This window comes from Phyllobacterium sp. P30BS-XVII (genome assembly GCF_014138335.1).
GTDB lineage: Bacteria > Pseudomonadota > Alphaproteobacteria > Rhizobiales > Rhizobiaceae > Phyllobacterium > Phyllobacterium meliloti.
Genome location: NZ_JACGXO010000004.1, coordinates 364,589 through 378,963, shown reverse-complemented (window position 1 = coordinate 378,963; position 14,375 = coordinate 364,589). Strand labels below are relative to the sequence as shown.

The following is a 14,375-nucleotide window of genomic DNA, read 5'->3' as shown; positions in this document are numbered from 1 at the left end:
GCATGGATTCGAACGGCGACGAACCATCGAAAAAAACACAGCATTACGTCAGTGCTGTCGAGGTGGCGAAAAAAGCTGGTGTTTCCCGTTCCGCGGTGTCGCGGGCGTTTACACCCGGTGCCAGCGTTTCGGCCAAGAAGCGTGAAAAGATCATGGCTGCCGCTGAAGAGCTTGGCTATCAGGTCAATGATCTGGCGCGGGGCTTGCTGGCGCGAACAAGCCGTCTCGTCGGGCTCGTTGTTACCAACCCGGAACTCGGCTATCGCTCACATCTCGTCGCGGCTTTGACCAAGGCGCTGATCCATCGCGGCAGTGTACCGATTGTTATCAATACCGGCCGTACGGAAGAAGAACTGGTGGCGGCGCAGAAAACGCTGTTCGGTTATCGTGCCGAGGCGACAATTATTCTGTCGGGCTCGCCGCCCTCATCTTTCGTTGAGCTTGCCCGGCGTAACGGTCAGCCCCTCATCGTGCTTGGACGGTCGGAAACCGGTGCCGATGACGTCAATATCGATAATGAAGGCGCAGGCCGCGAGGCTGCCCGGCTTTTCCTTGCCAATGGGTTCAGGACATTGGGTTTTGCCGGAACGGTTTCCCGTACACCCACCACCGTTGAACGCGAGAACGGTTTTTGCCGGGAAGCAACAGCCCATGGTGCAAAAGTGATCATGGGTCATGGTGGCAATTCGGACTATGCCGGCGGGCAGGAAGCGGCCCGGCAGCTTTTTGCTGGCAATGAGCGTCCGCAGGCGGTGTTCTGTGTCAACGATCTGGTGGCCTTTGGTCTCATTGACCATGTTCGACGGCATACCAGTCTGAACATACCTGACGATCTCTCCGTCATCGGTTTCGACGACATACCCGAGGCCGCGTGGGATACCTACAATCTCACAACCTTTCGTCAGGACCCCGCTCTCATGGCTGAACACGCCGTGGCACTTCTGGATCAGCGGCAGTCTGAACCGGATCGTCCGCCCGTACATGATCGTCTGAGCACACACATTGTTCTGCGCGGCAGCGCCCGCATTTCTGCATCAACCAAACCCTGAGCTTCTTCCCATGAAAATCATACAGGTTACAGATCTCCACCTTGTCACGCCCGGCGATATGCTGTGCGAGCTTGATCCCCTGAAAAATCTGCAGGCCTGCATTGCCAACATCAATGAGAACCATGCGGACGCCGAATTGGTGATCTTTACGGGCGATCTCAGCGATACGGGCGGTGACGACACGTATCGGGCATTGGCTGGCGAGTTGGAAAAGCTCATTCCGCCATACAAGCTGCTTCTTGGCAATCACGACGATCGCAGCGCTTTCCTCCGGGTCTTTGGTTCAGTTACACCGGAAGATGGTTTCGTCCAAAGTGTTGTCAATACTGCAGAAGGTCGCCTGATATTCCTCGATAGCCTGTCAGAAGGCTTTGTCGAAGGGCGTTTGGACGAAGCACGGCAGGCATGGCTGAAGCGCCGATTGGCCGAGGCTGCCGATAAGCCGGTGTTTCTCTTCCTGCACCATCCTCCCTTCCCCATGTTTATGCCGTTAATTGACGGGCTGGGTCTCGTTGAAGCGGATGCGCTTTATGCCTTGTTGCGCGAGCATGGCAATGTCAGGCACATTTTTGTCGGGCATGCTCACCGGCCGGTGGCTGGTAGCTGGCGCGGTATTCCTATCAGCGTCATCAGGGGCACGAACCATCAGAATGCCCTCGATTTCACGCCTGACAGGATCATGACGACCCTCGAGCCACCGGCCTATGCCATTGTTTTCATTGATCGGGATATGGTGATTGTGCATTCTCACGACTTCCTTGATCGCACTGCCGCCTATCGCTAGAGAAAGATAGCGGCAGAACGCCGACCCATACCTTCTGGTCTAACTCATTGTATTCGCTTATAAAAAGGAAACACATTGACCGTTGATTCCCGGGATATTTCTTTTCTATCCTTGAAGTAGCCAAGTTCGCCTGCGCGCTGCTCCAGCGCTGTCTGGATACTGTTGAGGACTGAGCCGGAATAAACCGGGGGGTAGCAGTGGATGGCCTTTCTGGAGCTGGCAGGGGCGGTAAACATGAGCGTTCCCGGTTCCAGAAACATCGCTTTGTTGCCGAGATCGAGATAGCTTTCAACATAGGCACCTTCCGCGATCAGTATGTCGTGCCGTTCGAGTTCAATGTGGTGATAGGTGAAGGGCTCGAGTGTTGCAGTCTGTGTTATGGATCTGCCGTTGACGAGAAATTTCGCCGGGATCAATGTTCCGTTCAAAAACAGACAATGGTCTGGAGATACGTAGAGGTCGCGGTTCGGTGTGCCATGATCGAGCGCTCCGGGGCGAATGCGAATGGGCACATGCTCACGCAATCTGTCGACGGCTTTGGGATTAATGGTACGCCGTCCAGCCCAGATGATTGGAACGGCATTGCCATTCATCGTGTAGACAAGATCACCTTTCCCAAGCTTTTCAACCGGAACCTCTCCCAAAGGTGTTGCGATGAGTGTGCCCGAGAGAAAGCAGGGTATTTTAATGGTGACTTCACCGTCTTTCTGGACAAATGCAAAAGTTGCATTCGGATCGATAGCAAACTTGACCGTTCCGCCAAGACCAAGCAGCCCGCTCGTGCGAAAAACGAGTTCTTTGCCGATAATCTTAGCTGATGTCGCGCCATCAACCTTGATCTTGTCCCCTTGGTGAAGATTGATGAGTTTAATGGGATCGGCCAGAGCGAGTGCTACGTCACTGGGCTTATACTCAAGAACGCCTGTACCTGCAGATTCATTGAAATCGATGGTTGTCTTGTTCAAAATATCGACTTTTACACTTGGTTCCTTCAGTACCAGCTGGCAATTGTTTCCTATCCCATAGGTGATATTTGTTAGTGCTTTGATGCCAAGAGCCGTTGAATTTACCGTAAGTTGCGCTCCGTTGATCAAATCTATTCTTGCGCTGTTAAGCGCGCCGACATTGATCAGTCCGTCTGAAGTGATCTGCGCACCATCGATTGTAAGAGCATTCCCTCCGCCCAGATCCAGCTTAATCGGCGGTTTCTGTGGTGCTTTCGCCATGGTCGTATTCCTTCTTAAAGTGATTTGGTGATTGAAAAGCGGTGGGCGCTGTTAAAGGGAGTTATCGAAATATCCTGTGCGAAATTAACTCATCGGTTGGTCTGGAAAGCTTGCGCAACGCACGCTTGGATTTCATTGCGCGTTGTAAAATCTGATGACTGCTGATGGCTTTTGACCGTAGGCTTCGCGGTACATGACGGCAAAGCGTGCCGGATTTGAAAATTGCAGATTGGCAGCCACATCAGTCACGGTTCTCGCCTTGCCACTGACCATGAGGTCGTGCGCTTCCGCAATTCGATAACGGCATAGAATTTGGATGGGGGTCGCATCGCGAAAGTGTCTGAATATGCGTTGCAAGGTTCTTGTGCTGCAACCTGCTGCCCGAGCTATGTCGTTGATCGCTATGGAGACATAGAGATTGTTGCGCATGAAGTCCTCGGCGTAACGGAGTTGCCGGGGACAAGGGGACTGAAAGCTGGCATTTCCGCCATTAAGATTATGCGGAGCCATTGCATAGAGCTGGGTCATGAGCAGTTGCTCATAGCTCGCGTCCAACAGGGATCTTCCCCCCTCCCCTCTTTTAACAAGCAGAAGCTCGAGTGTTTGATAAAGACCGGACACCGGATGGTTGTGAAAATCCGGAACAGTTGAAAATTTGGGAGTCTGAAAGCAAAACTTTCTCGACCATATCCCAAACTGGCTTCGTACGAGCGAAAGCGGCACCCGGAAAGCCAGCCAACGACACCCTCGCCCCAGTTTGAGTATTGTAGAGGCATGGTTGGTGATAACCCCAGCTGACCCCGCTCTTAGCACGGTTGATATATGGGTCTGGGTATTGTGGCTTTCGACAAGACCACTCACGATGAAGATGTAGAAAAGCTGGTCGGCCAAACCATTCGATTTAACGTCGATTGGGCTGTAGGTCGAACCGCAGATGACTTGGGTTTCTTTGAGATGATGCACCCTGTCGAGGGGTAGATTGTAGAATTCAGCGCTGCGAAATAGAGGCAGCGCCTCTATGGTCGCAGGCGGTGCCGGACTGTGCAGAACAGGTTTGCGGAGCGGATAGCTATCCGTAAATTTATCGAACATTGCTTCAATTCCAGGCTTAAAATTGAGACGTGATTGAAATTGGCGGGCAGGATTTAAATGCAAGGTATGATAGAAAAATTCTTGTATGTAAGTTTAGGTTGTATTGCTACTTGAACATTCCCGACGCGTAAATACGACTTTAGTACGGAGGCATTCCTGTGCTTGCGATGACGGGATTCTGGAAAGAAATAGTTGAATAGCAACAGAATTCGGGAATTGGTTGTTCTTGGCGATCTATTGTTGGTGGTAAGCTGGCTGTCTTCTGACGAGTCGCGGGCGCGACTGTTTTCACAGTGTTCCCCTTAGCGAGATTATTGAAATGACCAAAACATCGCCTGGTTCTTCCTCCGCCAACCCAAAACCATTCTATCGTTCGTTCGGGTTTCAGGTAACGCTTGCCATGATTGCCGGGCTTGTTCTGGGCCTCATCGCGCGTGATATCGGGAAAGATGTTGTCGGCAATGCAAACTGGCTCGCCGTCACGCTGCAAACGGTGGGTTCCATATTCGTGCAATTACTGCGCGCGCTCGTGCCGCCTTTAATCTTTACGGCCATTGTTGCGAGCATCAGTAATCTTCGTGCTCTGAACAATGCGGCCGCGCTCGTCTGGCAGACTTTGCTATGGTTCGCGATAACGGCACTTGTCGCAGTGGTTATCGGAATCGGCCTCGGGCTCATTATTCAGCCGGGGATCAACTCCGCTGTGCTTGCTACTACGGCTGCTGTCCCTTCCTCGACGGGATCGTGGCTGGACTTTTTGAAGGGGCTTGTGCCGTCCAATATGCTGGGCCTTCAGGCGTCAACAAAAGTCTCCGATGGGAGCGCCAGCACCTACCTGTCCTTCAACGTGCTGCAAATTGTCATCATTTCGATTGTCGTGGGTGTTGCAGCACTGCGCGTTGGTGCCGTGGCCGAACCGTTTCTCGATTTCAATAAAGCACTGCTGGCGGTGGTGCGGAAGATATTGTGGTGGGTTATTCGCTTGACGCCGATTGGCACCGTCGGACTTTTGGGAAATGCGGTTGCACAATATGGCTGGGAAACTCTGGCTCAGCTCGGATGGTTTTCTGCAGCGGTTTATATCGGGTTGGGTCTGGTGCTCTTCATTGTCTATCCGATCGTGCTTTTGGCGAATGGTCTTAACCCGGCAAGATTTTTCGCCGGTGCCTGGCCCGCAATTCAGCTCGGTTTTGTTTCGCGCTCATCCATCGGAACACTGCCTGTGACGGAAGCTGTCACTGAGGGCAATTTGGGGGTTCCGCGCGAATACGCGGCTTTCGCGGTTCCACTGGGCGCCACGACAAAGATGGATGGCTGCGCTGCAATCTATCCCGCTATCGCGGCAATTTTTGTTGCACAGTTCTATAACGTGCCACTGGGTATGCAGGAATATGTTCTGATTGCTTTTGTCTCAGTGATTGGTTCGGCGGCAACGGCGGGTCTTACCGGCGCTATTGTTATGCTGACACTGACACTGTCGACATTGGGTCTGCCTTTGCAGGGTGTTGGTCTTTTGCTGGCAGTTGATCCAATCCTTGATATGGGTCGCACCGCGGTGAATGTTGCAGGGCAGGCTTTGATCCCGACGATCGTTGCCAAACGTCAGGGCATTCTTGATCAAAGCCGTTATGACAGCACGACAACGATAGATGTCATTGATCCGTCTGCGGTCGCTTCGGCTGCTTGATCAGGTGATGAGGATATTGAGGCGCGGTGGAAATGCCGCGTCTCTTTTGTTGTAAAGTTGACAGCTGTCAACTCGAATGTAGGGAAGAGCCGAAGCCGCCCAACGGGATCACTCGACGAGCTATTGTAATTACCGCATGACGATCTGCGCGTAACTTCTATTCTCATTTCACGAGCAACTCATCCTACACGGGCTGGTCACCCGATGCTTCGAGGAGTGGCCGATATGTCAATTAAACTGCGATTCCGATGCGAGTTGACAGCTGTCAACTGCCCGCATGATTCCTTCACAAGTATTATGGTTAAAATGGTCCGGTTCCGATTCACTCTTTATAAACCACATTTCCATAGAGTTTTATCCAATTGCCACAGTTGTAAGCGAGTACCGAGTTGTCCAAGCGTAATCAGGCAGTCATCAACAGTCTGCAGACCCCAGCCATTTCCCGCCGTCATCTTTTGCTAGGCGCGGGTTCACTTGCCGTCCTTGGTGTGTCGGGCTGTTCACAGACATTCGAACTTCCGGATATGGGTATCGATAATACGTCAACCGGCAGTATTCGTCCGCAAATCAGCATTGATAAATCCGTGACGGTCCCTGACGTGATGTATGCGGCAGTGCAGGAGGGGCCTTATTCGCTTCCCGCCATTCCATATCAGAAAGTACCGGCCCAATTCCGCCGTCAGATCGTCGTTGATCCGACGGGCGAACAGCCGGGAACAATCGTTGTGCGGCTGCAGGAGCGCTTCCTCTATCTGGTGCAGCCGGGGGGCGATGCTATTCGTTATGGCGTCGGCATCGGCAAGGCTGGCTTCCTGTGGAGTGGCCGCGCCAATATTCAATATAAGAAGGAATGGCCGCGTTGGACGCCGCCGCGCGAAATGATCCAGCGCAAGCCTGAACTCGTGCAGTATCAGAATGGTATGGAGCCGGGACCGCAGAATCCGCTGGGAGCACGCGCCCTCTATATCTACAAGGACGGTGCTGATACGGGTTATCGTATTCATGGCTCGCCCGAGTGGTGGTCGATTGGTCAGTCGATGTCGTCGGGCTGCGTGCGGTTGATCAATCAGGATATTATTGATCTTTACAGTCGCGTGTCAGGCAAGGCAACCGTCGTGGTTGGCTAGGGCAGGGTACGGCGCTTCTGTCGTCCCTGCAAAATCAACACCAAACCGGAGCGGCAAGCCGTCTCCGGTTTTATCTTTGCCGGCCAATTGTCTCTGCCATGACGAGAGACACAACTGTATTGTCAAGAAGAAACGAGCCCAAGTTTTCTGGCTCTATCCAGAAGGTTCTTGACGGATGACGCCGCCCATCGGGAAGCGCCGCGCGAGGTGCGTTCATGCATGGCTTCAAGCTGGCTGGCGATTTCCCGAAGCGTCAAATCCGGGTTGGCATTTGCAATGCCGGTTACAAGCATCAGCAATCGATCTTCTGGTGTGCGGCGAGGGGAGGGGCTTATCAATCCGGTATCGGCAAGCCCTTCATTCACCAGCAACCTTACGGCGCGGCGCAGGCGGTCGACATTCCACTTCTGCCCCGTCTGATGCTGTATGCTGCGCGCAACATCCTCCCATGGATGCTCCGGGCGCATGCGTTGCACGATTGGAAGCCAGGATGGCATGGCTGCGACGAGATCCGCCAGATGTCCGCGCTTTCGCGCCTTCGAGAGTTTGGCGAGCGCCTCGGGGCGTTTCTCACGCAAGCCGGGATTGCCAGGAAGTTTGCCGCGTGCGCGGGCGGCGTTAATGCCAGCTTTGGTGCGTTCCGAAATCAGCGCGCGTTCCAGCTGAGCCACGGCGCCAAGCACCTGCAGGGAGAACATGCCTTGCGGTGTCGAGGTGTCGATCGGATCGTGCAGTGAACGAAAATGAGCGCCCTTTTCTTCGAGCTGTTCGATGACCGCGAGCAGATGGCTTACCGAACGTGCCAACCGGTCGAGGCGAACAACAACAAGAACATCTCCGGGACCGATCTCGCGAAGAAGGCGGGCCAGAACCGGGCGAGCCCGCGATGCACCGGAGCCGTGTTCCTCAAAGATTAAGGTGCAACCTGCAGCTTTCAATTCGATCAGCTGCGCATCATTGGCCTGATCGTCTGTCGATACGCGGGCATAACCAATTCGGGCGGGTTTGGGGGGAGTGCTCATGTCACGATTCTAGCAATCACCAGCAGACTTACAATGGCAATAACGTGTTGGTTTATTCATCTCGGCTGAGACCTCTTCGCGTGGGGGAGGGGAGAGCGAAATGAACCGAGCCCGACGATACGACGCGAAGATGGGTATAAACACAGACATTTATCCACACGCTGACGCAAATATGCTAAGATTTTCCTGTATTTAAGTCCCTCAAATCATGGATAAAGTCCATGCTGTGGCATCTAAACCAATTTTCATTGCCGAATTGATAAAATTATTCAATAAAAACAATTGAGTATCTTAAGGATATTCCTTTCAAGCATTCAGCTATTAAAGGTCCACGCTCTGAAATGGGTGGGAGAGATGGTTGTAATGAATTGCTGTGTTGAACACACACTCTATTAAAGCATGGCCGACAATGATGAGCTGGCGGGGATGAGAGGATGATTGATGCAAAAGAAAGCTACAGTGCTTGATCGTGCCCAATGGGCTGAGGAATCAGACGTGTGGCAGGGCGAATTTGAAGGGATGCGCTTCGGCACTGGTGTGTCGGTGATGTTCTACACCACCGATCAAATCGGCCACGGCCCGAAACTCCACCGGCATCCATATGATGAAGTTTTCATCGTCCGGGAGGGGCGCGCATTGTTTACGATTGGAGAGCAGCAGATAGAAGCGAAAGCCGGTCAGATTGTGTTTGGTCCTGCTCATGTCCCTCACAAATTCGTAAACCTCGGCCCAGGCCGTCTGGAAACGACTGATCTTCACGTTACAGAAGCCTTCATTCAGGAAGATTTGGAATAGGCGAAGATTGGGGCATGTATTTTGCGGGTTGGGGTTCGGCACCGGGCGCCAGCCACGATCATCTTTGAACAAAGTGTCCTTTCGTCACCTCCTGATATTCGCGCTGCGGCGATTCATACCCCACGGGTCGCACCGGGCTTTTCAATTCATTGATTGTGGCATTACGCCTGATTGCCCGGCGCGCCGGGTCGGGTACAGGAACCGCATTCATCAGGGTTTTCGTATAGGCATGTTGCGGATTATCGAAAACTGCAGCGCGCGGACCGATCTCGACGATTTCACCAAGGTACATGACGGCCACGCGATGGCTCACCCGTTCGACAACGGCCATATCATGCGAGATGAAAAGAAATGATAGGTTGAAACTCTGCTGGAGGTCGAGGAGAAGGTTAACCACCTGCGCCTTGATCGACACGTCGAGCGCCGAAACGGACTCATCCGCAACGATGACCTTAGGATCAAGGGAGAGGGCGCGGGCAATGGCAATGCGCTGGCGCTGGCCGCCGGAAAATTCGTGTGGATAGCGTGTGAACATATCCGCCGTCAGGCCAACCCGTTCAAGTAAGTCTATAGCCTTTTCGCGAGCCTGCTTCTGTGTCCCGAGACGGTGAGCGATGAACGGCTCTGCAATCGTTGCGCCGACACTCATACGTGGGTTGAGGCTGGCAAAAGGGTCCTGAAAAATCATCTGGATACTTTTGCGCATAGTGCGCAGGGCAATCGCATCGAGGGCAAGGACATTGTATCCGTCCAGAAGAACCTCACCGCTATTGGGCTGCACGAGACGGGTGATAGATCGGCCTGTGGTGGATTTTCCGCAGCCGGATTCGCCGACCAGCGATAGGGTCTCACCCTGGAACAGGTCAAACGATACGTTCTCCACCGCATGGATAGCGCCCGTTTTCCGCGAGAACAGACCCGAACGAATATCGAATCGCGTGGTCAGATTCTTGACTTCAAGGATTGGCGTTCTGCGTCTGTCGACTGTATCGGCTACCTCGGCCGGAACGGTGGATTGCCCGGTTTTGATATCGACAATCGGAAAGCGCAACGGCCAGTGCCGATCCTTCATGGAGCCGAGGCGGGGCACAGCTGCAAGCAGCGCTCTCGTATAGGGATGCTTGCCGTGATGGAAAATATCGGCGGTGGGGCCGCTTTCCACTGCCTCGCCGCGATACATCACAATGGTGCGATCCGAGACCTCGGCGACCACGCCCATGTCGTGGGTAATGAAAAGGACGGCCATGCCTTCCTCTTCCTGCAGGACCTTGATCAGATCAAGAATCTGTCCCTGAATGGTGACATCCAAGGCAGTTGTCGGTTCATCGGCAATCAAAAGCTTCGGCCGGCTTGCAAGCGCCATTGCTATCATAACGCGCTGACGCATTCCGCCTGAGAATTGGTGCGGATATTCGTCAAAGCGTGCTGCTGCATTGGGTATGCGCACTTTCTCCAGCAGGCGTATTGTCTCGGCACGCGCTTCCGTCTGTGAAATGGTGCTGTGACAGGTCAAGGCTTCGGATATCTGCCGCCCGATCGTGAAAATCGGATTAAGGCTGGTCATCGGCTCCTGAAAGATCATCGCAATATCATTGCCGCGAACATCCCGCATCTGCCTATCGGACAACGTAAGAAGATCTTTGCCGTTGAGGACAATGCTGCCTTCAATGCGAGTGGATGCTTTTGCCAGAAGGCGCATGACAGAAAGCGATGTGACGCTCTTGCCTGAACCGGATTCGCCAACAATGGCGACGGTTTCTCCCGGCATGACGCTGAAAGAGACATCGCGCACCACGCTTTTCCACATACCGTCAACGAGGAAGGATGTGGTTAGCCCTTCGACAGACAGCACCGGATTGGCGTGGTTCGTTTCGGGGACCATCACAGGGTTTACCTTCATCCCGCTATCGCCCTATTGCATAGGCTTGCATAAGGCGCGGTGTTGCCGCGGCCCGCAACAGCCCGTCAGCGTCGCGTTTTGCTGCCGTTAAACGACCAACCGACCACGGGTCGGCGGCGGTGATTTCGTGCCCCTTCTGACGCAGGGCATTCAACACGTCTGTGCCAATGCTGGTTTCGATGGTGATGTTTCCCGGCTCGCCCGTCCTTGGATAGAAGGAACTCGGAAAGTGCGTAGTATGGAACAACGGTTGATCGATAGCTTCCTGAAGGTTCAGGCCGTGATGAATGTGGCGCAGGAAAAACGGCAATTGCCATTGGTCCTGCTGGTCGCCGCCGGGCGTGCCGAAGGCCATTGTTGGTCGCCCTTCAAAAAGCGCGATAGTCGGCGTCAGTGTCGTGCGCGGGCGCTTGCCCGGAGAGAGCGATGTTGGCAATCCCTCCTGCAACCAGAACATCTGCGCGCGCGAATTGAGACAGAAGCCAAGTCCGGGAATGATTGGTGACGACTGGAGCCAGCCGCCTGACGGAGTAACCGACACCATATTGCCTTCGCGGTCGATCACATCGATATGAACTGTATCACCACGTTTCTCCGAAAGGTGCGACATGGTTGGCTCATAGACTGCGCCATCTCCCATGCCCTTTAACATGCGCGTGGTGAGATCATACTGCGTCTCAAAGCCGGGGATTTTTCCCGGCCGAAGCTCGTGGGAAGCCTGCGCTGTTATCAATTTGCGGCGTTCGTGGGCATAGGTGTCAGACAGAAGATGCTCTATCGGCACATTGCAATGATTTGGATCACCGTAATAGACCTCGCGATCCGCATAGGCGAGTTTCAGGGCTTCAACCACCGTGTGAACGAATTCTGCGCTGTTCGGGTCCATGGCCGCAATATCAAAGCCCTTCAAGAGGGCAAGCGATTGCAGCAGCACGGGCCCTTGGCCCCATGGCCCTGTTTTGGCGACCGTCCAGCCATGATAATCATAGGTTTGCGGCGCTTCGACTGTCGCGTGCCAATTGGCCAAATCGTCAGCCGTCAATACGGCTTTGTGGCGGCTGCCGCTGGCATCCATCACTTCGGCACTTTCCAGATAGTCGGCAATATTTTCGGCAACAAAACCGCGGTAGAACGCATCACGCGCCGCCTCGATCTGATTTTCGCGGCCATTCCTGCTTTCAGCCTCAGCCACAATGCGTTGCCATGTTGCGGCAAGCACAGGATTCCTGAAATTTGAATGCGGTGCAGGAGCACTCCCGCCGGGCAACCATGTCGCGAAGGATGCGGGCCACTCCTTGCGGAAGAATTCCCCCAATCCGCTGATAGTATCCGATACGCGCGGCAAAACGGGATGACCGTTTTCGGCATAATAGATTGCGGGTTCCAGTACGTCGCGGACCGTCATCGTGCCATAGTCCCGAAGCATGACCATCCAGCCGTCAAATGCGCCGGGTATCACCGTTGCCAGAAGGCCATCACCGGGGATCAGGTCCAATCCCTCGCTCTTGTAATGCTCAATCGTCGCGCCCGCTGGTGCCGGTCCCTGCGCACAAATGACCTCTATTTTGTCCTTCTTCTTTGAATAGAAGATCGCAGGCATATCGCCGCCCGCGCCATTCAGATGCGGTTCCACCACCTGCAAGACCATGCCTGTTGCGACGGCCGCGTCAAAGGCATTGCCGCCTTTTTCAAGAATGCTCATACCGACTGCTGTGGCGATCCAGTGTGTTGATGCGACAACGCCGAAAGTTCCAAGAATTTCGGGCCGGGTGGTAAAACGGGTCATTGAATTGTCCTTTCAGAATTATGCTTCGCGCGGGTCGAGGGCGTCGCGCAATCCATCGCCAAGTAGGTTGAAGCCGATAACGACAAGAAAAATTGCAGCCCCCGGCCACATCGCCATCCATGGTGCCTGGGACAGGAAGTTCTTTGCCACATTGAGCATCGAGCCCCAGCTGGGAGCGGGAGGCTGCTGACCAAGCCCAAGAAAGGAAAGGCTGGCTTCTGCAATAATTGCAGTGGCGATGGTAAGGCTGGCCTGGACGAGCAGGGGGGAGAACACATTTGGCAGGATGTAACGGGTGATGATCCTGTAGTGGCTGAGCCCGACAGAGCGCGCGCCTTCCACATAATCCTCGGTTTTTACAGTCAGCACCTGCCCGCGCGTCAGCCGCACAAAAAGCGGCATGGCGGAAAAGCCGATGGCAATCATCGCATTGCCAAGGCTTGGTCCAAGAAAGGCAGCCAAAGCAATCGCCGTGATGAGGAATGGCATGGCGAGAAATGCCTCGGTAATGCGCGAAATGACAATGTCGATCCAACCACCGAAGTAACCGGCAATGAGCCCGAGCGGAACGCCGACTGCAACAGCAATGCCAACGGAAAATACACCGGCCATCAGCGAGGCGCGCGCGCCCCAGATCATGCGTGAGAGAATGTCCCGGCCAATATCATCGGTCCCCAGCCAATGTGCAGCGGAGGGAGCCTTGCGGATTGCAGACCAACTCGTAGCGACGGGGTCGGCTATGGGCAATAGAGGTGCGGCGACGGCAAGGATCAGGAAGATGCTGATGATGATGAGACCAGCGAGAGCGCTTTTGTTGGCCTTCAGTTTTTTCCATGCCCGGTTGTTTGAACGGCTTTGCTGTGGTGCCATCGGCATTGTTTGCGGCATGGTCATAGCGCTGCCCTCATTCTTGGGTTGAGGAGAAGGGAGAGCACATCCGCAACGAGGTTCATCAGGATGAAACCTGCTCCGGTGCAGAGCACAACGCCTTGCACAACCGCGTAGTCACGGTTGAAAACGGCATCGACGATCAGTTTGCCGAAGCCGGGAATGGTGAAAATCTGTTCTGTCAGCACGGCGCCCGCCAAAAGTTCGCCAAAGAGCAGAGCAGTCATTGTGATGATCGGAAGAAGCGCGTTGCGGAACGTGTGGCTGAGAATGACCGAGCGCTCCGAAACGCCTTTGGCGCGGGCTGTGCGGATGTAATCGGCACCCAGCACGGTCAGCATGGAGGAACGCGTATGACGCATGAGCGTCGCTGCCAGTGCCAGTCCGAGAACGAAGGCTGGCATGATCATGGTTTGCAGGGATCGGACGGGGTCCCTGAAGAACGGTTCGTAGCCCGACGCCGGAAGCCAGCCAAGTTTCACCGAGACGAGCAGAATGAGCATGATGCCCATCCAGAAATTGGGGACGGATAGACCGGATAAAGCAACGATGTTGGCGATATAGTCGACGACGGTGTTCTTCCTGACCGCAGCGAGTATCCCAATGGGAACGCCGATGGCAAAGGCAAAAGTCATGGCCATGATCGCCAGTTGAATGGTCACAGGTAGTTTTTCGGCAATGAGCGAAAGCACGGGCTGGTTGGTGCGCAGCGATATGCCGAAATCACCCTGGAGGACAGAACCGATCCAATAGAAATACTGGAAGATGACAGGATCATTCAGACGGTATTTGTCGCGCAGGAACTCCAGTACCTGCGGATCGCGCTCCTCTCCTGCCATGGCAAGGATCGGATCGCCCGGCAACAGCTTTTGCAGGGAGAATGCAAAGATCGATATGATGATCAGTGTCGGTATGGCCAGCAATAGCCGCTTCCCGATGTAAGTATACATGGCCTGAAAATCCTGACGTGTCGCGTGGCGGCAAAGCTGCAGAATCCCGCAGCTTTGCCCATCGCTGTT

12 protein-coding genes are annotated in these 14,375 nt (G+C 54.2%); 5 read left to right on the top strand and 7 right to left on the bottom strand.

Features of this window, described 5'->3' with window-relative positions; translation table 11 throughout:
- The first annotated feature begins 2 nt into the window (after positions 1 to 2).
- Together FHW17_RS13995 and FHW17_RS13990 are read left to right on the top strand one after the other, a co-directional pair.
- The gene (locus FHW17_RS13995) at positions 3 to 1,049 is read left to right on the top strand and encodes a LacI family DNA-binding transcriptional regulator (RefSeq protein ID WP_112522439.1); all 1,047 of its coding nucleotides are present in this window, start codon (positions 3 to 5) and stop codon (positions 1,047 to 1,049) included.
- Between the two features lie 10 nt (positions 1,050 to 1,059).
- Positions 1,060 to 1,833: a phosphodiesterase gene (locus FHW17_RS13990; RefSeq protein WP_182510133.1), complete on the top strand. Its 774-nt coding sequence runs from the start codon at positions 1,060 to 1,062 to the stop codon at positions 1,831 to 1,833.
- Positions 1,834 to 1,877: 44 nt separating this feature from the next.
- Here FHW17_RS13990 and FHW17_RS13985 read toward each other — a convergent pair whose 3' ends face one another.
- Complete coding sequence (locus FHW17_RS13985) at positions 1,878 to 3,059, bottom strand: Hint domain-containing protein (protein ID WP_113094934.1); 1,182 nt, start codon at positions 3,057 to 3,059, stop codon at positions 1,878 to 1,880.
- Positions 3,060 to 3,191: 132 nt separating this feature from the next.
- Positions 3,192 to 4,151: a helix-turn-helix domain-containing protein gene (locus FHW17_RS13980; protein ID WP_182510132.1), complete on the bottom strand. Its 960-nt coding sequence runs from the start codon at positions 4,149 to 4,151 to the stop codon at positions 3,192 to 3,194.
- 319 nt (positions 4,152 to 4,470) lie between these two features.
- Here FHW17_RS13980 and FHW17_RS13975 point away from each other — a divergent pair, with 319 nt between their 5' ends.
- Positions 4,471 to 5,838, top strand: coding sequence for a dicarboxylate/amino acid:cation symporter (locus FHW17_RS13975; RefSeq protein ID WP_182510131.1), 1,368 nt, complete (start codon positions 4,471 to 4,473; stop codon positions 5,836 to 5,838).
- A 422-nt stretch (positions 5,839 to 6,260) separates the two neighbouring features.
- Entirely contained in the window at positions 6,261 to 6,965 is a 705-nt protein-coding gene (locus FHW17_RS13970) for a L,D-transpeptidase (protein ID WP_182510200.1), read from the top strand.
- A 122-nt stretch (positions 6,966 to 7,087) separates the two neighbouring features.
- Here FHW17_RS13970 and FHW17_RS13965 read toward each other — a convergent pair whose 3' ends face one another.
- A complete protein-coding gene (locus FHW17_RS13965; protein WP_182510130.1) occupies positions 7,088 to 7,987 on the bottom strand; it encodes a recombinase family protein in 900 nt (299 codons plus the stop codon).
- A 441-nt stretch (positions 7,988 to 8,428) separates the two neighbouring features.
- On the opposite strand from FHW17_RS13965, the gene FHW17_RS13960 reads away from it, so the two are divergent.
- Complete coding sequence (locus FHW17_RS13960; RefSeq protein WP_113094929.1) at positions 8,429 to 8,782, top strand: cupin domain-containing protein; 354 nt, start codon at positions 8,429 to 8,431, stop codon at positions 8,780 to 8,782.
- Positions 8,783 to 8,840: 58 nt separating this feature from the next.
- Here FHW17_RS13960 and FHW17_RS13955 read toward each other — a convergent pair whose 3' ends face one another.
- The 4 genes from FHW17_RS13955 to FHW17_RS13940 are packed head-to-tail and all read right to left on the bottom strand — an operon-like array spanning position 8,841 to position 14,306.
- On the bottom strand, positions 8,841 to 10,664 hold the full coding sequence (locus FHW17_RS13955) for an ABC transporter ATP-binding protein (protein ID WP_182510129.1): 1,824 nt from the start codon (positions 10,662 to 10,664) through the stop codon (positions 8,841 to 8,843).
- Between the two features lie 22 nt (positions 10,665 to 10,686).
- Complete coding sequence (locus tag FHW17_RS13950) at positions 10,687 to 12,468, bottom strand: gamma-glutamyltransferase family protein (RefSeq protein ID WP_182510128.1); 1,782 nt, start codon at positions 12,466 to 12,468, stop codon at positions 10,687 to 10,689.
- An 18-nt stretch (positions 12,469 to 12,486) separates the two neighbouring features.
- Entirely contained in the window at positions 12,487 to 13,362 is an 876-nt protein-coding gene (locus FHW17_RS13945; RefSeq protein WP_112522449.1) for an ABC transporter permease, read from the bottom strand.
- The gene (locus FHW17_RS13940) at positions 13,359 to 14,306 is read right to left on the bottom strand and encodes an ABC transporter permease (protein WP_112522450.1); all 948 of its coding nucleotides are present in this window, start codon (positions 14,304 to 14,306) and stop codon (positions 13,359 to 13,361) included. Before FHW17_RS13940 ends, FHW17_RS13945 begins: the two co-directional genes overlap by 4 nt.
- Positions 14,307 to 14,375: the final 69 nt, after the last annotated feature.